18 protein-coding genes are annotated in these 18,772 nt (G+C 63.1%); 10 read left to right on the forward strand and 8 right to left on the reverse strand.

Annotated elements, in window-relative coordinates; all coding sequences use genetic code 11:
* Window positions 1-148 precede the first annotated feature (148 nt).
* The 3 genes from KZJ38_RS15280 to KZJ38_RS15290 are packed head-to-tail and all read right to left on the reverse strand — an operon-like array spanning window position 149 to window position 3,403.
* Window positions 149-1,489, reverse strand: coding sequence for an ABC transporter ATP-binding protein (locus KZJ38_RS15280; protein WP_219796880.1), 1,341 nt, complete (start codon window positions 1,487-1,489; stop codon window positions 149-151).
* Window positions 1,490-1,511: 22 nt separating this feature from the next.
* Window positions 1,512-3,266 (reverse strand): ABC transporter permease, encoded by a 1,755-nt coding sequence (locus KZJ38_RS15285; RefSeq protein ID WP_219796881.1) that lies wholly within the window; start codon window positions 3,264-3,266, stop codon window positions 1,512-1,514.
* Window positions 3,266-3,403, reverse strand: coding sequence for a hypothetical protein (locus KZJ38_RS15290; RefSeq protein WP_219796883.1), 138 nt, complete (start codon window positions 3,401-3,403; stop codon window positions 3,266-3,268). Before KZJ38_RS15290 ends, KZJ38_RS15285 begins: the two co-directional genes overlap by 1 nt.
* A gap of 451 nt (window positions 3,404-3,854) precedes the next feature.
* Between KZJ38_RS15290 and KZJ38_RS15295 the strand changes: the two genes are divergently transcribed.
* On the forward strand, window positions 3,855-5,534 hold the full coding sequence (locus KZJ38_RS15295) for a sensor domain-containing diguanylate cyclase (RefSeq protein ID WP_219796885.1): 1,680 nt from the start codon (window positions 3,855-3,857) through the stop codon (window positions 5,532-5,534).
* Window positions 5,535-5,789: 255 nt separating this feature from the next.
* A complete protein-coding gene (locus KZJ38_RS15300) occupies window positions 5,790-6,056 on the forward strand; it encodes a double-stranded DNA-specific endonuclease (protein ID WP_219796886.1) in 267 nt (88 codons plus the stop codon).
* Window positions 6,057-6,124: 68 nt separating this feature from the next.
* On the opposite strand, the gene KZJ38_RS15305 is transcribed toward KZJ38_RS15300, so the two are convergent.
* On the reverse strand, window positions 6,125-7,441 hold the full coding sequence (locus tag KZJ38_RS15305) for an ATP-binding protein (protein WP_219796888.1): 1,317 nt from the start codon (window positions 7,439-7,441) through the stop codon (window positions 6,125-6,127).
* Window positions 7,425-8,150, reverse strand: coding sequence for a response regulator (locus KZJ38_RS15310; protein ID WP_075156578.1), 726 nt, complete (start codon window positions 8,148-8,150; stop codon window positions 7,425-7,427). Before KZJ38_RS15310 ends, KZJ38_RS15305 begins: the two co-directional genes overlap by 17 nt.
* Before the next feature lie 216 nt (window positions 8,151-8,366).
* On the opposite strand from KZJ38_RS15310, the gene KZJ38_RS15315 reads away from it, so the two are divergent.
* From KZJ38_RS15315 to KZJ38_RS15340, 6 genes are all read left to right on the forward strand, one after another.
* On the forward strand, window positions 8,367-8,906 hold the full coding sequence (locus KZJ38_RS15315) for a Spy/CpxP family protein refolding chaperone (protein ID WP_219796890.1): 540 nt from the start codon (window positions 8,367-8,369) through the stop codon (window positions 8,904-8,906).
* Between the two features lie 582 nt (window positions 8,907-9,488).
* Entirely contained in the window at window positions 9,489-9,710 is a 222-nt protein-coding gene (locus KZJ38_RS15320) for a hypothetical protein (protein WP_219796892.1), read from the forward strand.
* A gap of 207 nt (window positions 9,711-9,917) precedes the next feature.
* Complete coding sequence (locus tag KZJ38_RS15325) at window positions 9,918-10,607, forward strand: ABC transporter permease (protein WP_219796893.1); 690 nt, start codon at window positions 9,918-9,920, stop codon at window positions 10,605-10,607.
* Window positions 10,604-11,317 (forward strand): ABC transporter permease, encoded by a 714-nt coding sequence (locus tag KZJ38_RS15330; protein ID WP_219796895.1) that lies wholly within the window; start codon window positions 10,604-10,606, stop codon window positions 11,315-11,317. Before KZJ38_RS15325 ends, KZJ38_RS15330 begins: the two co-directional genes overlap by 4 nt.
* A gap of 49 nt (window positions 11,318-11,366) precedes the next feature.
* Window positions 11,367-12,146, forward strand: coding sequence for an ABC transporter ATP-binding protein (locus KZJ38_RS15335; RefSeq protein ID WP_281425778.1), 780 nt, complete (start codon window positions 11,367-11,369; stop codon window positions 12,144-12,146).
* Window positions 12,147-12,755: 609 nt separating this feature from the next.
* On the forward strand, window positions 12,756-13,904 hold the full coding sequence (locus KZJ38_RS15340; protein ID WP_219796897.1) for a porin: 1,149 nt from the start codon (window positions 12,756-12,758) through the stop codon (window positions 13,902-13,904).
* 294 nt (window positions 13,905-14,198) lie between these two features.
* On the opposite strand, the gene glnK is transcribed toward KZJ38_RS15340, so the two are convergent.
* Together glnK and KZJ38_RS15350 are read right to left on the reverse strand one after the other, a co-directional pair.
* Complete coding sequence (gene glnK / locus KZJ38_RS15345; protein WP_008342452.1) at window positions 14,199-14,537, reverse strand: P-II family nitrogen regulator; 339 nt, start codon at window positions 14,535-14,537, stop codon at window positions 14,199-14,201.
* Window positions 14,538-14,701: 164 nt separating this feature from the next.
* A complete protein-coding gene (locus KZJ38_RS15350; protein ID WP_219796899.1) occupies window positions 14,702-16,390 on the reverse strand; it encodes an NAD+ synthase in 1,689 nt (562 codons plus the stop codon).
* A 64-nt stretch (window positions 16,391-16,454) separates the two neighbouring features.
* Between KZJ38_RS15350 and KZJ38_RS15355 the strand changes: the two genes are divergently transcribed.
* The gene (locus tag KZJ38_RS15355; RefSeq protein ID WP_219796901.1) at window positions 16,455-17,633 is read left to right on the forward strand and encodes a GNAT family N-acetyltransferase; all 1,179 of its coding nucleotides are present in this window, start codon (window positions 16,455-16,457) and stop codon (window positions 17,631-17,633) included.
* 9 nt (window positions 17,634-17,642) lie between these two features.
* Window positions 17,643-17,996: a GIY-YIG nuclease family protein gene (locus KZJ38_RS15360; protein ID WP_219796903.1), complete on the forward strand. Its 354-nt coding sequence runs from the start codon at window positions 17,643-17,645 to the stop codon at window positions 17,994-17,996.
* Window positions 17,997-18,071: 75 nt separating this feature from the next.
* Here KZJ38_RS15360 and ppa read toward each other — a convergent pair whose 3' ends face one another.
* Window positions 18,072-18,599 (reverse strand): inorganic diphosphatase, encoded by a 528-nt coding sequence (gene ppa, locus KZJ38_RS15365; protein WP_219796905.1) that lies wholly within the window; start codon window positions 18,597-18,599, stop codon window positions 18,072-18,074.
* Between the last annotated feature and the right edge of the window lie 173 nt (window positions 18,600-18,772).

The raw sequence follows: 18,772 nt of genomic DNA on the forward strand, positions 1-18,772 counted from the left end.
GGTGTCGGCGCGTAGGGCTACTGCAATCGCGTAGCCGCACCCGGTACCAAAACAAACGGCTGCTCGTGAACTGAGCAGCCGTTTGTTTTTGCGCAGCCGTTTGTTTTTGCGCAGCCGTTTGTTTTTTCGCTTAAGTCAGCCGCGCCGATCAGGACTCGACGTCTTCGAGACTGAAAATTTCCGATTGATCGTTATACGAAAAAATCTCGCCGTAGCGCCCCCAGTTGATCACCGCGTCGAGCGTTTCTTCAGCGGCGCTATCAGAGAGGAAGTCTTCGAGTTCCTGCTCGAAGCGCACGCGCGGCGCGCGATGTCCCGGCCGTTCGTTGAGCACCTTCTTGATCCGCGCCGCGAGCGGCACATGCTTGAGCAGGTGATCGGCGAACATCAGCTTGCGCTCCTGCGTGCCGAACTCGGCGAACACGCGCGCCGGCGGTGTCAGGAAAATGTCGCCTTCGCGCACATCGGCAAAGCCCAGGTTCTGCAGCACTTCGGCGATCGGGAACAGATCGTCCACCTCGAGATGCAGCGAGCGCGCGATTTCCGGCATGTCCGCGCGGCCGTGGTACGGCGCGGCAGCGAGCGTTTCGATCAAACCCGCCATCAGGTTCGTCGACACATGCGGCAGCCAGCTGTGCAGCTCAAGCCCCTTGCGCGTGGTCTCGCCGGTCTGGCGCGCGGTCATCTTCGCGTAGATCTCGTCCACCAGCTTGCGGAACGCCGGGTCGAGACGGTTACGCGGATGCTTGAACGGCACCTTGATCTCGGCAATCACGCGCCCCGGGTTCGACGACAGCACCAGAATGCGGTCGCACATGAACACCGCCTCCTCGATGTTGTGCGTGACGATCAACACCGACTTGATCGGCATGCGGCCCTGCGTCCACAAATCCAGAAGATCGGTACGCAGCGTCTCGGCGGTCAGCACGTCGAGCGCGGAGAACGGCTCGTCCATCAGCAGCAGCGTCGGGTCGACCACGAGTGCACGCGCGAAACCCACGCGCTGACGCATGCCGCCCGACAGCTCGCGCGGATACGCGTTCTCGAAGCCGTCGAGACCGATCAGGTCGATCGCCGCCAGTGCGCGTTCGCGCCGCTCGCGTGCCGGGACGCCCTGCGCTTCGAGCCCTGCTTCCACGTTCTGCAGCACCGTCAGCCACGGGAACAGCGCGAAGGTCTGAAACACCATCGCGACGCCTTCGGCCGGCCCTTCGAGCGGCTTGCCCATATACGTCACTTCGCCGTCGGTTGGCTCGATGAGCCCCGCGATGATGCGCAGCAGCGTCGACTTGCCCGAGCCCGAGCGGCCGAGCAGGCCAACGATCTCGCCTTCGCGCAGCGACAGGTTCGCGTCGTCGAGCACGAGCAATTCGCCCTGCGTCTTGTTGAAACCGCGGCAGACGTCCTTGACGCGCAGAATCTCGTCGCCGAGCCGCGGCGGCATCGGCGGAGTCTGGATCGGCGTGGCGGCGGCTTTAGGGTTTTGCATCGTGTTTTGCCTTCAGTTGCAATCAATCGAGCCGCAGTCGCGATTCGGCGTGCGCATACAGCGGACGCCACAACAGCCGATTGAACAGGGTCACGAACAGGGACATCACCGCGATGCCCAGGATGATCTTCGGATAGTCGCCAGCTTCGGTGTTCTGCGCAATGTAGGCGCCAAGGCCGTGCGCCGCGACGCGCGTGTGGCCCCACTGCACGAACTCGGCGACGATGCTGGCGTTCCACGCGCCGCCCGACGCGGTGATCGCGCCGGTGATGTAGTACGGGAACACACCCGGCAGCATCGCCTGGCGCCACCACTGCCAGCCGCGAATGCGGAAGTTCTTCGCCGCTTCGCGGTAGTCGTTCGGATACGCGCTCGCGCCCGCAATCACGTTGAACAGGATATACCACTGCGTGCCGAGCACGATCAGCGGCGACAGCCAGATATCGGGGTTCAGATGCCAGCGCACGATCGCGATCACGAACACCGGAAACAGCAGGTTCGCCGGGAACGCGGCGAGGAATTGCGCGAGCGGCTGGATCTTTTCAGCGAGCGCCGGACGCAGCCCGATCAGCACGCCAAGCGGCACCCAGATCACCGACGCGATCGCGATCAGCACGATCACGCGCAGCAGCGTGATCAGCCCGAGCATCAGCACATGACCGATTTCGTCGAGCGTCACACCGGTGCGCACATAGCCGATCACGCGATACAGCACGTACACCGTGACGAGCAGCACGAGCACCGACCAGACGAGGTCGCCGACTCGTCGCGTCGCGCCGCTTTGCACGGCCGGAAAACGCACCGGTCCGACCGTCGACAACCGGATCCGAATGCGCGCCGCGCGCGCGAAACACCAGCCGAGCGGCACGAGCAGTTGATGGATCAGGCGCGTGCGGCGAATCAGGTCGAGCAGCCACGACTCGGGCGCGTCGCCCGAACTGGTGTTTTCCATGCGGAACTTGTCGGCCCACGCGACGAGCGGCCGGAACAGCAGCTGGTCGTAGAGCAGGATGACGATGGTCATCGTCAGGATCACCCAGCCGATCGCATGCAGGTTCTGCTCGGAAATCGCCTGAGCGAGATACGCGCCGATGCCCGGCAAGGTGATCGTATGGTTGCCGACCGTAATCGCTTCCGACGCGACGACAAAGAACCAGCCGCCCGACATCGACATCATCATGTTCCAGATGAGGCCCGGCATCGAAAACGGCACCTCGAGCTTCCAGAAGCGCTGCCACGACGTGAGATGAAAGCCGCGCGACACTTCATCCAGATCGCGCGGCACCGTGCGCAGCGACTGGTAGAAGCTGAACGTCATGTTCCACGCCTGGCTCGTGAAGATCGCGAAGATCGCCGCGAGCTCGGCGCCGAGCACGCGCGATGGCACGAGCGCGAGAAAGAAGGTCACCGTAAACGAGATGTAGCCGAGCACCGGCACCGACTGCAGGATGTCGAGAATCGGCACCAGCACCTGCCCCGCGCGCCGGCTCTTCGCGGCGAGTGTGCCGTACACGAGCGTGAACGTGAGCGACGCGGCCATCGCCGCGAGCATGCGCAAGGTCGTGCGCATCGCATACTCGGGCAGGTTCGACGGGTCGAGCGAGATCGCCTGCGTCTGCAGCGTCGAGATCGGCGCCAGCGTCTCGTGAAAGCCGATCGCGGCCATCGCGATCGCGCAGATGATCAGCGGGAACGCGACGAAGTCCCAGCGGTTCGGCAGCACGCGCCATGCCGAAGCGTTGGCAGTGCGATTGAGGTTGAAGCTGAAGAGATCCATCAGGCCCCCTTGCCGCTATCGGCGCGGATTGCGGTTTGGGTCATGCCTCGGGTCATGTCCGGCTGCATGCAGTCGAGCGCGGCGCGGCGGCGCGTGAATCGGTCCGGAAAGCTGAAATCAAGCATGTCAAAACGCATCTGCGCGGTGGTCGTTGGCGACAGGCGCGGCCCCGGACTGGCGAGGGCTCGCGAGCTTTCCCTATTTTGGACGGCACGACAGTACTACAACCAGCATGACAGGCACAACCACCGGCATCGCCTCGCCCTTGCACGGCGCGCGGCGGCTCGCGAAACCGTCGCGCGCAAGCCACAGCAACGGGCCGCCACCCCGGGCACACCCTATTCAGAAACTGAGGCTGCAAGCCGATAAGGATCATGCAAGGCGAAGTGCAAGTCCCGCGCCGATAAATAACGGACTGGCACGCCGCCGCGCGGCGGTTAAAATCTGAAAGCGGCCCGGTGGCACACTGCCCCGCGGATCTGGCCGGATCCGGCGAGCCGCACGGCATACGACGAGGGAAAGCGGCCCGGTGCCGGCGCGTTGCAGAATGACCTTGCCGATGAAAAACTCAGACGGATCAGAGGGTCGATGAAACGGACAACCTTGCGCCAGGCGATCGGACCGGCCAGTTTCGTACTGGTCGCGCTCGTTTGCTGGTTCCTGTCCGGCCTCGTCGCGGACCGCATGGTCCAGCAGGAGCTCGACGCCGCGTTGCGCCAGCAGCGCCAGATGTCGTCATCGATCGTCTACAACATGGCGGAAGTGATCGCGAGCGACCTCGCGATGTCCCGCGCGATTCCCGCGACCATGGCCGAACTCGGCGTGATCCAGCAGGCCTTGTCGCATGCGGGCAATTTCACGGCGCCCGGCATCGACGCCGAACCCGCGCATCGCAACGAACTGCTTGCCACGCAAGAACTTGCCGCAGTCAATAATTTCCTGCATGACGCGCAAGGCTTCTCGGGGCTCGACATCATCTGGCTCGTCAATGCGAACGGCCTGTGCGTCGCGGCAAGCAATGCACAAAGTCCGCAATCGTTCATCGGACTCGACATGCGTTCGCGCAGCTACCTGACCAACGCGCTGCTCGGCGCGTTCGGCGAGGCGTATGGCGTCGGGCGCATGAGCGGCGAGCCCGGCATCTTCATCTCGGCGCCGGTCTACGACGACGGGCTGCTGGTCGGCGCGATCGTCGCGAAGGTCGGCATCGCGCGCTTGCGCCACTGGGTCGCGCACGCGGGCACCTTCGTCACCGACGACAACGGCGTGATCATCATGGCGCATAACTCGACGCTCGAAGGCGAAGCGATGCCGAACTCGCGCGTCACGCAGATGACGGCGGCCGAGCGCATGAGCACCTACCATCGCGAAGTGTTTCCGGCCGTGCAGATCCAGCCGGTCGCGCGCCAGGTGCGGCGCGACGCGCCGTGGGTGCCCGACGATGTCGCCGCGCAACTCTTCGATATGCCGGGCCAGACGATCCCGACGCTCTACCAGTCGCGCAGCGGGCTGAACTCGGGGCTCTCCGCGCATCTGATCGATCCGCTTGGCGGTTGGAGCGAGCTGCTGCGCAATCACAAGCGCGACCACATGCTCGTGTTTCTGACGCTGGCGGGCACCGTATCACTCGCGTGGGTGATCACCGTGTCGTATCTGCGCGAGCGCCGCCACCATCGCGCGACGCGCGATCTCGCCGAACAGCTGCAGGCGGCCAACACACTGCTGTCCGCCGAAGCGCGCCACGATGCGTTGACGGGCGCGCTGTCGCGCCGCTATTTCCTCGACCTGCTGCGCCACGAGATCGATCGCGCGCATGCGACCGGCGAACCGCTATGCATGGCGATTGCCGATCTCGATCACTTCAAGCAGATCAACGACCGCTTCGGTCATGCAACCGGCGATCGCGCGCTCGAGCATTTCGTCGACACCTGCCGCAACGCGTTGCGCGGCAGCGATGCGATCGGCCGTCTGGGCGGCGAGGAGTTCGGCATTCTGTTGCCGTCCACCGCGTTGGGCGCCGGGCTCGATGTGGTCGAGAGGCTGCGCATCGGGCTGAAGGCCACGCCGTGCGCGAAGCTGCCGGCCACCGCGGGATTGAGCGTGAGCATCGGCATTACCGAACTGTCGCAGGAAGATGTGCCGGAGCGCATCGTGAGCCGCGCCGACCTCGCGCTCTATGCGGCAAAGTCCGGCGGACGCGATCGCAGCGCAGCGGTGCCGCCCGACGATACGGCGCCGCCCGCGCGGACGCCGGCGACCGCGCTTTAAGCCGCGGACCACCCGTTCCTTCTATTGCAATGCCATAGACGCGCCACCGGGCGCTTCCACGCGCCAATGTGGGCTAACCGCTGTCGGCCCCGGAACGACGCGGTATCATCGGCCCAAGGCTTACATCCGAAGATAGCGACCAGGCCCGACAACTGCTGTTGCGGTTGCCGATGGTCCGCTTGCTATCGAATGTTGGGCCGGTTGCTCTCGCCTGTTGATACCGAATAGTTACCGCCGTTTATCCGGGAGGCTCGCATGAAGGGAAATCTGGTGATCGTCTGTCGCGATCAGGATGCTGACGCGTTCGACCATCTACTCGCCGAATACGGCGCATTTCAGACGCGGCTGTCGTCGACCGCGTGGTATCTGAAGCTCGATGCGTCGCCGGAAACCCTGCAGGAGGAAATTCTCGCGCGCCTCGGCAAATACACGACGCACTACATCTTCGAAGCGGAAACGGTGACGTGGAACACCGTCGATAGCGAAGCCGCCGCCGCACTCAATACGCTCTTCACCGAATAGCACGCGATGCGTTAGCGGCCGCCGGCGCATCGGCCGCTGCAGCCGCTGCGGCAATCCAACACCCTGCACTACCAGACGCTTTCCGACGCCGATGTCGCGCGCGACACCGCTTCGAGCGGGAACGTCATCATCACGCGCAAGCCGCGTCCGTCGTGATTGCCGATTTCCCATGTGCCGCCCGCGCGCCGCACGAGCCGCTCGACGATCGCCAGCCCAAGGCCGCTATGGCCGTTGCCGCCGCGCGCCGGATCGAGCCGCACGAACGGCCGCGCCGCGTTGATGAGGTCCTGCGCGGCAATGCCGCTGCCATTGTCGCTGATCGATAGCGAATAGCCGTTGGCCGCGCGCGAGGTCGCGACGACCACCGGCGGCGCGCCATAAGCATGCGCGTTATCGAGCAGATTCGACAGGATGCGATCGAGCGTCGCAGCGGGCAGCTTAAAGCCCGGCCCCGCACCCAGATCGGTCTGCACGGTGCTCGCACCCGGCGACACCGCGCGGTAGCTGCGCACGACGCGCTCGCATTGCGCGTCCACTTCGACGGGCTCGCTGCGGTCGGCGCCATCGTGTGCGAACACGAGAAACTGATCGACGATATGCGTCATCGAATCGACGTCGCGCACCACGCCGTCGCGCATCTTCGGCTCTTCCATCATCTCGGCGCGCAGCCGCAAGCGGGCGAGCGGCGTCTTCAGATCGTGCGCGACGCCGGCCAGCATGACCGCGCGATCGTTCTCAGTGCGCGCGACTTCCTGCACCATCTGATTGAAACCATGCGTGAGCTGCCGCAACTCGCGCGGCCCGCGTTCACGCACCGGCGGCACCGGCAGGCCGCGGCCGAAACGGCCGACCGCCTGGGCCAGCGAACGCAGCGGCTGCTGCAATTGCCATGCGGCGAACAGCGCGGCCATCACGCCGGCCGAGAAAATGATGGTGAGCCACAGCACCATCCGGTCGAGCGACCGCGGCGGCCGCAACGGCTGCACGGGGACGACGATCCAGCTGCGATCGGTTGCGGACTTTACCCACAACGTGGGCGGCTTGCCCGGCATGCCGATGCGCACCTGCGTCGAATCGGGCATGCGGTCGCGCACATCCTCGACGAAGCGGTCGAGCGGCACCGGCAACTGCTTGTTGTCCGGCGGCACATCCGCGCTTGACGGATCGACGAGGCGCACGCGCGACGGCAGCGGCTGGTCCGGCGTGCGCGCGACGTGCTGACGCACGGCGTCGACGAGGAACGCGGCTTCTTCGACGGCATAGCGCGTTTGCAGATTGCTGCGCTCGAGCCGGATCAGCGCGTACCACGCGAAATGCGATATCAGCAGCACCCCGACGACGAGTAGCGCGAGCCGGCCGAACAGCGAATCAATGGGACGCCGCATGTTGCTCGCCGTCCGGCACGAAAACGTAACCGCGGCCGCGCACCGTCTGGATGAAACGGGGCACCGACGGGTCCGTCTCGAGGATACGGCGCAGGCGCCACACCTGCACGTCGATGCCGCGGTCGGTGCCGTCGTATTCGGGACCGTGCAGCAGTTCGAGCAGGCGTTCGCGCGTGAGCGTACGCATTGGATGATTGACGAAGATCTTCAGGAGCGCGAACTCGCTGCCGGACAGCGTGAGCGGCTTGCCTTCGAGGCTGAGCGTGCGCGACTGGAAGTCGAGCGTGAAGCGGCCGAACGAAAACGGCTCGCGCTGTTCGGGCGCGGCCGCCGACGGCATCGTGCGCCGCCGCCTTAACACCGCCTGCACGCGCGCGAGCAGTTCGCGCGGATTGAACGGCTTGCCGAGATAGTCGTCCGCGCCGAGTTCGAGACCGACGATGCGGTCCACGTCGTCCGCGCGGGCAGTGAGCATGATGACGGGAATGTCGTCGCCCGACGCGCGCAGCTTGCGCAGCGCCGTGAGCCCGTCGACGCCCGGCATCATCAGGTCGAGCACGATCAGATCGGGACGCTCGCGCTCGAGGCGGCGTTCGAGCGAGCCGGCGTCGTGAAGCACCGAGACCTCGATGCCCTGGCGCGCCAGATAGTCACGCAGGAGATCGCGCAGTTCGACGTCGTCATCGACGACAAGAATTTGAGTAGCCATGGGTCGAAGTTTAACGCGCACCCGGAGCCAGGCCGCTGTTACTGGCCCCGAAAAGGGTTACGGGAAGTTACGGCGAAAGGCGCAAGTAATGTCGCGTAACAGCGCGAATCGTCTGCGTAACACGGCGTGAGCGCGGCGCCTCTACGCTGTGCATTACCGAATGCGGGCCCGACACGTCGTGACGGCCGCTCGTCGGATGTACATGGGAGCACTTTAATGTCCAAGAACACTTCTCGCTTTCTCGCTATCGCGGCTGCGTCGCTTTCGATCGGCATCGGCGCGGCCTATGCCGCCCAGCCTGCGGGCACGGGCGGCATGGGTCACGGCGGCCAGGGCGGCTGGCACAACCACTTCATGCAGGAGATCAACAAGCTGCATGGTCAACTGAACCTGAACGCGGATCAGGAAAAGCTGTGGCAAAGCGCGCTCGACACGATGAAACAGAATCGTGAAGCGATGCGCGCGAACCACAAGCAGATGCGCGATCAGTTCAAGTCGATGCAGCAGCAGCCGATCCTCGATCTGAATGCCATGCACAGCGCGCATCAGAAAATCGAGCAGCAGGACGCGCAACTGCGCGAGCAGACCTCGGCCGCCTGGCTCAACTTCTACAACAGCCTGAACGACCAGCAGAAGACCACTGTCAGCACCGCGCTCAAGCAGCACTTCGCGAAGATGGAGCAGCGCCACGAGAAGATGCGCGAGCGCTGGCAGCATCATCACGGCGACGCGGCTGCATCGGCGCCGAAGTCCTGAGGCGTTAAAAGCCTTAAAATCCTTAAAAGCCTTAAAACCTCAAGGCGAAACAGCGGCGAAATAGCAGTCGTTGTGCCGCGGCGGCAACCGCCGCAGCGGCATCGAAAACGCGCCACGGCATGGCTTTGCCGTGGCGCGTTTTTTTGCTGGCGGCATCGTCCGCGCAAGGTCTTTGCACGTTCTTCCCGCTCCTTTGCGCGCACCTCCGCTTGTTGCGCCCTCATTGCATACTCATGCACGCTTATTGCACCCGGCAAAACGCCTGTTTGTCCTTAAGCGTTTGACCGGCTAGCGCGCCGCGCCGCTTCGGGTAAAATACCGCCCTTTTGCGCGACCCTCAGGGCTGAACTGTTCTGCGCGCGTTCCCCGCAACGCGTACAAACACGGTGGATACACCACAGAGGCGCGCCATTTTTGACAGCCTAGAATAGCGTCGCCGACGCCTGCCTGCGTGAAGCACCCTCGCGCCGCGAATCCACCGTTCGCGCGCAAAGAACGCCGGAGCGGTCGGCACGGGCAATCACGAACAAGCACGAACAAGCACGGACAGGCCAATCCTCGACGATCGGCGACAGGAGAAACATGAAGAAGCTCGCATTGTGCGTGGCGCTTTCCGCCCTCGCGACGCTCGCGATGGCAAACGAACACAGCACGCTCGGCGAAGACGTCGCGGTGAGCCCGCACAAAAACGGCGCCGCGCTGAAAACGATGGTCGACCACGCGGTATCGGCCTCCGGCAAGGAAGACGCGTCAGCTCGCCCGGCCCGGCACTATTTCGACTCCGATCTGCCGCCGACCCGATAACCGAAGAACCCCGCAAAAAGAGCCGGCGCGTGTCGGCTACCGCACATTCGCTCGGGGCTGGCCCGAATGGGCCACACAAAGGGCTTGGTAATACAGTCGGGAAAGTACCTGAATGAGCGCCTGAACAAGCGCATGAGCAGGCGCCTGAACGGGCGTCCGACCGGAATCCCGACCCAACGCCAGATCAACCGCCCTTAAGGACACACTATGCTTCTGCAAGGTTACGGCCCGCTGATCCTCTCGGGCACGTTCCAGACCGTCAAGCTAGCCGTGCTGTCGCTCGTGCTGGCATTCGTGCTCGGGCTGCTCGGCGCGGCCGCGAAACTATCGAAAAACCGGCTTTCGCACGGCATCGGCACCGTCTACACGACGCTGATTCGCGGCGTGCCCGACCTCGTGCTGATGCTGCTGCTGTTCTACAGCATCCAGATCTGGCTCAACAACCTGACCGACGCGCTCGGCTGGGACCAGATCGACATCGATCCGTTCGTCGCCGGCGTCGCGGTGCTCGGCTTCATCTACGGCGCGTACTTCACCGAAACCTTCCGCGGCGCATTTCTGTCGGTGCCGCGCGGCCAGCTCGAAGCCGGCGCCGCGTACGGCATGACCGGCTGGCAGGTGTTCACGCGTGTGATGTTCCCGCAGATGATGCGCTTCGCATTGCCCGGCATCGGTAACAACTGGCAGGTCATGGTCAAGGCGACGGCGCTTGTCTCGATTATCGGCCTCGCGGACGTCGTGAAGGCCTCGCAGGACGCCGGCAAGGGCACGCTGCGGTTCTTCTTCTTCACGCTGCTGGCGGGCGCGATCTATCTGCTGATCACCACCGTCTCGAACTTCGTGCTGATCTACCTCGAAAAGCGCTACTCCACCGGCGTGCGAAAGGCGGAACTATGATCGAGCTGATTCAGGAGTACTGGCGCAACTATCTGTACACCGACGGCTACCGTTTCACCGGTGTCGCGATCACGTTGTGGCTGCTCGTCGTGTCGATCGGCCTCGGCTTTTGCCTCTCGGTACCGCTCGCGGTGGCGCGCGTATCGAAGAAAAAGTGGCTCTCGAGCGCGGTGTGGCTCTATACGTATGTGTTTCGCGGCACGCCGTTGTACGTGCAACTGCTGCTCTGCTACACGGGCCTCTACAGCCTCGAAGTGATCCGCTCACATGAGCTGACCAACGCGTTCTTCCGCGACGGCATGCACTGCACGCTGCTCGCGTTCACGCTGAACACCTGCGCGTACACCACCGAAATTTTCGCCGGCGCGATCAAGGCGACGCCGTACGGCGAAATCGAAGCGGCGCGCGCCTACGGGATGTCGCAGTTCACGCTCTATCGCCGCGTGATCCTGCCGTCGGCCTTGCGCCGCGCGCTGCCGTACTACAGCAACGAAGTGATCCTGATGCTGCACGCGACCACCGTTGCCTTCACCGCCACCGTGCCCGACATCCTGAAGATCGCACGCGACGTGAATTCGGCGACATACCGTTCGTTCGATGCGTTCGGTATCGCCGCCCTGCTCTATCTATGCATCTCGTTCGCGCTCGTGTGGATGTTCCGCCGCGCCGAGCGCCGCTGGCTCGCCTATCTGCGCCCGCAGGGCAAATAAGGCAAAACAAAGGCAAAGCAAAGGCGTACAGCCGGCCCCAAGGATTCCAATGAACACCCTGTCTCCCATGCTTTTCGTCGACAACCTGCATAAGAAGTACGGCGATAACGAAGTGCTCAAGGGCGTGTCGCTGAAGGCGAAACGCGGCGACGTGATCAGCGTGATCGGCTCGTCCGGTTCGGGCAAGAGCACGATGCTCCGCTGCATCAACTTTCTCGAACAGCCGAACGCGGGCCGCATTTTCGTCGACGGCGAAGAGGTCCGCACCGCGAAGGATAAGGCGGGCGCACTGAAGGTCGCCGACCACAAGCAGTTGCAGCGCATGCGCACGCGCCTTTCCATGGTCTTCCAGCATTTCAATCTGTGGACCCATATGACGGTGCTCGAAAACATCATCGAAGCGCCGCTGCACGTGCTCGGCCTGTCGCGCAAGGAAGCCGAAGAGCGCGCGCGCACGTATCTCGAGAAAGTCGGCCTCGCGCCGCGCGTCGAGAAGCAATACCCGTCGCACCTGTCGGGCGGCCAGCAGCAGCGCGTCGCGATCGCCCGCGCGCTGACAATGCACCCGGACGTGATGCTGTTCGACGAACCGACTTCGGCGCTCGACCCTGAACTCGTCGGCGAAGTGTTGAAAGTCATGCAGACGCTTGCCGAGGAAGGCCGCACGATGATCGTCGTAACGCATGAAATGGCCTTTGCACGCAATGTGTCGAATCACGTGATGTTCCTGCATCAAGGACGCGTCGAAGAAGAAGGCCACCCTTCCGAAGTATTTGGGAATACGAAGAGCGACCGTCTTAAACAGTTTCTCGCGGGAAGCCTCAAATAAATCCGAATTGCATGTAGTCGGGCATGTAGTCGATGTAGTATTACAAGGCGCTTACGCGCCTTTTTTATTGCCCGAAAGCCCCGCCAGCAGGGCATCACAAAGCTTCGTCATCCCAACATATGCACGCTCCATGCGCTGCAGCCGCTTACTCCCGACGATTTTCAACGTCAATAGTGGCAATCCTTGACCTTACCTGTCTGAAACCGTGATTGCCTTTTCCGATAAGGATTTAAGCGCTTTTTTGGGCTCAATTCGGTGTCCTCCCGTCACACTCGTATTGCAATTTGGAGACATCTCTACCGCGCGCTTCGAATTTGTTCGCCACGTCCGGGTATTTTTGCTAAATTAGTAACGAAAGTAGCAAAACAAAGTTGATTAAAAGTAGTTTCACTTCAAAAACGCACAGGACATAACACCCAGGAGACACCGGTCGGCGAGGATCGGAAGCGACGTTCAGACAGCCGGAACAAGGCTGCGCGTCAGGAGACACCGATCTCTTCCCCAATTCAGCCGTGTCTCACTGCATAAAGGTTTCCTGTCCGGCGCTGCTGGCGTCCGGATACCACTCGCAGTACTGGTTTTACTTTTTGACAGGGTATGGAGGAGAAGATGAAGAAAGCTTTGCTCGCCGCATCGCTGCTGTCCATCGGCGTTGCTGCGCATGCACAGAGCAGCGTGACGCTGTACGGGCGTCTGGACGCTGGTCTCGAAGCCATGTGGGGCGTGCCGACCAACGCGAACGCCGCCGGCGTGGCCACCAACAGCTCGCACCGCTTCAAGGCGGAAAGCGGTGACTGGGGTACCAGCCTGTGGGGTTTGAAGGGTGCTGAAGACCTCGGCGCCGGCTACAAGGCGGTGTTCCAGTTGGAAGGCTCCTTCAACACGATGACGGGCCAGGGCCCTGGCGGTGGCGGTCTCTTCAATCGCTGGGCAACCGTCGGTGTCGCAAGCAACCAGTTCGGTACCCTGCTCCTCGGTCGCGAACTCTTCATCTCCAACGGCGTGTGGGACTTCGATCCGTTCGGTCAGTCGAACTGGTCGTCGGCGTCGCTGGTGCGTGGCCGCAACTGGCCGCAATCGAGCAACAACATTTCGTACCAGTCGCCGAAGATCGCCGGCTTTGACTTCTACGGTCAATACGCGCTGTCGAACGCGACGAACTGGAACGGTAATGGCACGACGCCGCAAGGCCGTGAAGGTGGCGCTCAGGTTACCTACACGTCGTCGATCTTCCAGGTTCGCGGTATCTATGACGAAATCCGCAACCCGGCCAACGGTTCGCTCGGCGGCGGTTCCAGCGCGATCAACGCTGGCAACGTGGGCCAAGGCGTGTTCGCGTTCTCGCGTGAATACACGGCAGCTGTGAACGTGTTCCTCGGTCAGTTCAAGATCCAGGGCGCGTATCAGGCGATCCGCACGTCGGGTATCACGGGTGCAGCGTCAGGCACGCCGACGACGCTCGATCACGAGTGGGGCGGTGTGACGTGGCAAGCCACGCCGGCAGCCGCGCTGATCGCAGCCGTGTACCACGTGAACGCCAACAACGGCGGCGGCAACGCAACGCTGTACACGATCGGCGGTTCGTACAACCTGTCGAAGCGCACGCTGCTGGACATCCAGATCGCGACGACGCAAAACAGCAAGGCAGCGAACTTCGGCCTGAACGCGAACAACTCGGGTACCGCAGTGGCAACCGACAACCCGCTCCTTGGCCACAGCCAGTCGGGCGTGTACGCAGGTATCCAGCACTCGTTCTAATCGAACGTTGCGACTACAACAGATTTAGCTAGAGAACAGTTTTCACGCTGCTGCGAGAGGCGCGTATCGGTGCGATGTCCGAAAGGGTATCGCACCGTTTTTTCTTTGGATTTCCGCTGGATAGCGCCCCGGACAACGGCCTCGATAGCAACTCAGATGGGACAGCGGCTCAGGGTGCCGCCTATGCAAAGACGGGTGCACGCATTGCACGTGCACCTGATTTGGGCACAAGGCCGATGCGCTTGCGCCACTACCGCTTGACCGTGTTAAAGCCGCTTAAGCTGCTTTAACCGCTTATACCGCCGCTTCGTTCTCTTCGCCGGTACGGATACGGATCACGCGCTCGACATCCGCGACAAAGATCTTGCCGTCGCCGATCTTCCCGGTGCGCGCCGCGCCAATGATCGCATCGATAACCTGATCGGTCTGATCGTTCGCGACCACCACTTCGATCTTCACCTTCGGCAAGAAGTCGACCACATATTCGGCGCCGCGATAGAGCTCGGTATGCCCTTTCTGGCGCCCGAAACCCTTTACTTCCGTGACGGTGAGCCCCGTCAGGCCTACTTCCGCGAGCGCCTCACGCACTTCGTCGAGTTTGAACGGTTTGATGATTGCGGTGATGCGTTTCATAGCGAGCCTCGTGTGGGTTCGAAGATAACAGGATGCTGGTTTGTTTTTTGATTCTACGCCGCGCCGGACACATTGCCAGCGCGGCAGCGCGCACTCCAGCTGGCGCGAGCAAACTCATGCAAGCCTAAGCAAGCTCACGTGAGCTCATGCAAGCTTGCCCAGGCTCACGCGAGCGGCTCCGTATAGCGCGACGTGATCGGGTACCGCCAGTCGCGGCCGAACGCGCGATGCGTAACCCGAATGCCGATCGGCGCCTGGCGCCGCTTGTATTCGTTGATCTTGATCAAACGCGTGACGCGCTTTACGTCTTCCGCCGCAAAGCCCGCGGCGACGATTTCCGCGAGCGACCGGTCTTCTTCCATGAACATGCGCATGATCGCATCGAGCGTGTCGTACGGCGGCAGGCTGTCCTGATCGGTCTGGTTATCGCGCAATTCGGCCGAAGGCGCGCGCGTCAGAATGCGCTCGGGGATGATGTCCCGCTTTGGGTAGGCGGTTGCGGCGTTGCGGTAGTGGCACAGACGGTAGACCAGCGTTTTCGCGATGTCCTTGATCACCGCGAAGCCGCCCGCCATATCGCCGTACAGCGTGCAATAGCCCACCGCCATCTCGCTCTTGTTGCCAGTGGTCAGCACGAGCGAACCGAACTTGTTCGACAGCGCCATCAGCAGCGTGCCGCGAATGCGCGCCTGGATGTTCTCCTCGGTTGCATCTTCGGCGCGTCCCGCGAATTCGCCGGCCAGCGATGCGCGGAATGCCTCGAACATCGGCGCGATCGCGATTTCGTCGTAGCGCACGCCGACGCGCCGCGCCATATCGGCTGCGTCCGTGGTCGAAATATCGGCCGTGTAGCGCGACGGCATCATCACCGCGCGCACGCGCTCGGGCCCCAGCGCATCGCATGCGACGGCCAGCACGAGCGCCGAATCCACGCCGCCCGACAGGCCGATGATCGCGCCCGGAAAGCCGTTCTTGTTGATGTAGTCGCGCACGCCGAGCACGAGCGCCGCATAGACCTGCGCCTCGATCGACGTCTCCGGCGCAATCGTGGCCGTGACAGGCTTGGCGCCGTCGAACTCGACGATCGCATGGCCTTCCGTGAACTGCGGCATCTTCGCGACGACCTCGCCGCGCGCATCGAGCACGAACGAGCCGCCGTCGAACACGAGTTCATCCTGCCCGCCGACCATATTCACGTAGACCATCGGCAGCCCGGTCTCGCGAATCCGCGCGCGCAGGATATCGATGCGCATCGCTTCCTTGTTCATGTGATACGGCGAGCCGTTCGGCACGAGCAGTACCTGCGCGCCGGCCGCCTTCGCAAGCTGCGCCGCCGACGCATGCCAGACGTCTTCGCAGATCACGACACCGTACTTCACGCCGTCGAGCTCGAACACGAACGGCTGCGGATCGGACGCAAAATAGCGCTTCTCGTCGAACACTTCCGTGTTCGGCAGATCCTGCTTCAGGTAGGTGCCGACCACCGCGCCGTCGACGATCAACGATGCGGCGTTATACGTATCCACCGGTGGCAGCCCACGCTCGATCGGCGCGTTTGCATTACCATGACCGTTTGCCACGTCGCGGTGCGGATGACCGACCACCACGTGAAGCCCGGCGAAAGGTTTGAGCGCAAGCGCAAGATCGGCGAGCGCCGCAGCGCTGGCCGCATAGAACGCGGGCCGCAGCAGCAGGTCTTCGGGCGGATAGCCGGACAACGCGAGTTCGGGCGCGATCAGCAGCTTCGCACCATCGCTGTGCGCGGCGCGGGCCGCGGCCACGATCTTCGCGACGTTGCCGGCGAAGTCGCCGACGGTGACATTGAGTTGGGCTAGAGCGATGCGAGTCGTCATTTGATAAACACACGGCGCGCCGCGCATGCGGCGAGTCAGATCGGATCGGGAACGGTCAGGCAGATTGAATCAGGAACGTTTTGATTATCTCACGGGCATTCTGGCGTCGCCGTCCGAAGTGGACGCCGCCGAATGGAATGCGCTGCTCGCGAGCCAGGCTCAGCCGACGCCGTTCTTGCGTCACGCGTTTCTGAGTGCGCTGCACGCCACGCATTGCGCCGTGCCGGATACCGGCTGGGCGCCGCAATTCGTCACGCTGACCGACCCGCGCACGGGCCGGCTCGCCGCGGCAGCGCCGGTCTATATGAAGGGCCACTCGTACGGCGAGTACGTGTTCGACTGGGCATGGGCCGACGCCTACAAGCGCAACGGCCTCGCGTACTACCCCAAGCTGCTGTGCGCGGTACCGTTCACGCCGGTGCAGGGCACGCGCCTGATGGCCACCGATGCACGCGCGCTGCGGCACCTCGCGGCCACGCTCGTGGCGTTCGCCGAACAGGCCGATGTGTCGTCGCTGCACGTGCTGTTTCCAACCGATACCGAAGCACAGGCGCTGACCGACCTCGGCATGATGCAACGCGAAGGCGTGCAGTTTCACTGGCTCAACAACGGCTATCGCGACTTCGACGAATTCCTCTCGACGCTCGAGCAGAAGAAACGCAAGAACATCCGAGCGGAGCGGCGCAAGGTGCGCGAAGCGGGCGTGACGTTCCGGCGCCGCGTCGGCCGGGACATTTCGGACGCGGACTGGCGCTTCTTCAGCAAGTGCTATCGGCAGACGTACCGCGAACACTTTTCGAGCCCTTATCTGAACCTCGACTTCTTCCGCATGATCGGCGAAACGATGCCGGAGAATCTGATGATGGTGATTGCCGAAGCGGACGGCAAGCCGATCGCGAGTTCGCTCGTCGTGTTCCAGCGCGACGATACGAAAGACGGCACGGGCGGCACGCTCTACGGCCGCTACTGGGGCGCGGTCGAACATGTGCCCTGCCTGCACTTCGAGACCGCGTACTATCAGCCGCTCGAGTTCTGCATCGAGCAAAAATTCGCGGTATTCGAAGGCGGCGCGCAGGGCGAGCACAAGATGGCGCGCGGCTTTATGCCGACTGTCACGCGCTCGACACATTGGCTCGCGCATCCCGCGTTTTCCGATGCGGTTGCGCAATTTCTCGATAACGAGACCAATCACATCCACGCGTATGTCGACGAACTGCGCGAGCACAATCCCTTCAAAAGCTGAAGCAACGCGATGACGCGCACGACGCCGTGGTTCCTCTATCTGATCGAATGCGACGACGGCAGCGTCTACACGGGCATTGCGATCGACGTCGCCGCGCGCTTCGACAAGCACTGCAACGGCACGGGCGCGCGCTATACGCGTTCGCGCAAACCCGTGCGCTTACTGGCGTCGTTCGAGCTGGCGGATCGCGCTAGCGCGTTGCGCGCCGAATACTGGGTGAAACGCCTGCCGCCCAAAGGCAAGCACGCGCTGGCGGCGGGCGCGCGCACGCTCGAATCGGTGATGCCCGCGCGCATCGAAGTCGCCGCCGACGACGACGGCGAAGCCGACCCCAGCACCAACGCCAACACCAGCGCCGCATAAAAAAACCGCGCGGCCCGGTACAGGCACGCGCGGCTTCTCGACCGGACCGGAAACGGTCAGGCAGACACTTTTACTTCACTTCTTGTAGTTCGCCACGCCGTCGGTAATTTCCTTGTGCGCGGCGTCGATGCCCGCCCACCCTTCGACCTTCACCCACTTGCCCTTCTCGAGCGCCTTGTAGTTCTCGAAGAAGTGCTTGATCTGATCTTTCAGGAAACCGGGCACGTCGTCGATCGACTTCATATGCGCGGTCATGGGGCAGATCTTGTCTTGCGCGACGGCGACGAGCTTCGCATCGACGCCCGACTCGTCGGTCATCTGCAGCATGCCGAGCGCGCGGCAGCGCACCACGGAGCCGGCCAGCAGCGGATACGGCGTGACGACGAGCACGTCGACCGGGTCGCCGTCGCCCGACAGCGTCTGCGGAATGAAGCCGTAGTTCGCCGGATAGCGCATGCCGGTGCCGATAAAGCGGTCGACGACGAGCAGACCCAGATCCTTGTCGGCCTCGTACTTCACCGGATCGCTTTGCGCGGGGATTTCGATGATGACGTTGAAGTCTTGCGGCAGATCCTTGCCGGGAGGGACAGTGTTGAAGCTCATGGCGCTCTCTGATGACGATGGAATGAGGAGATTGGCGGGACGCGTACGGCAATCACAACCAGCAACTACAAACAGCAACCACGCACAACGCCGGCGGCTGCCGGCCCGTATCGCCGCGGGAATGCGCCATTATAGCCAATCGGCCGGTGCCGCCCGCGCGCATTCGGCGCGAT

The organism is Paraburkholderia edwinii (genome assembly GCF_019428685.1).
Taxonomy (GTDB): Bacteria; Pseudomonadota; Gammaproteobacteria; order Burkholderiales; family Burkholderiaceae; genus Paraburkholderia; species Paraburkholderia edwinii.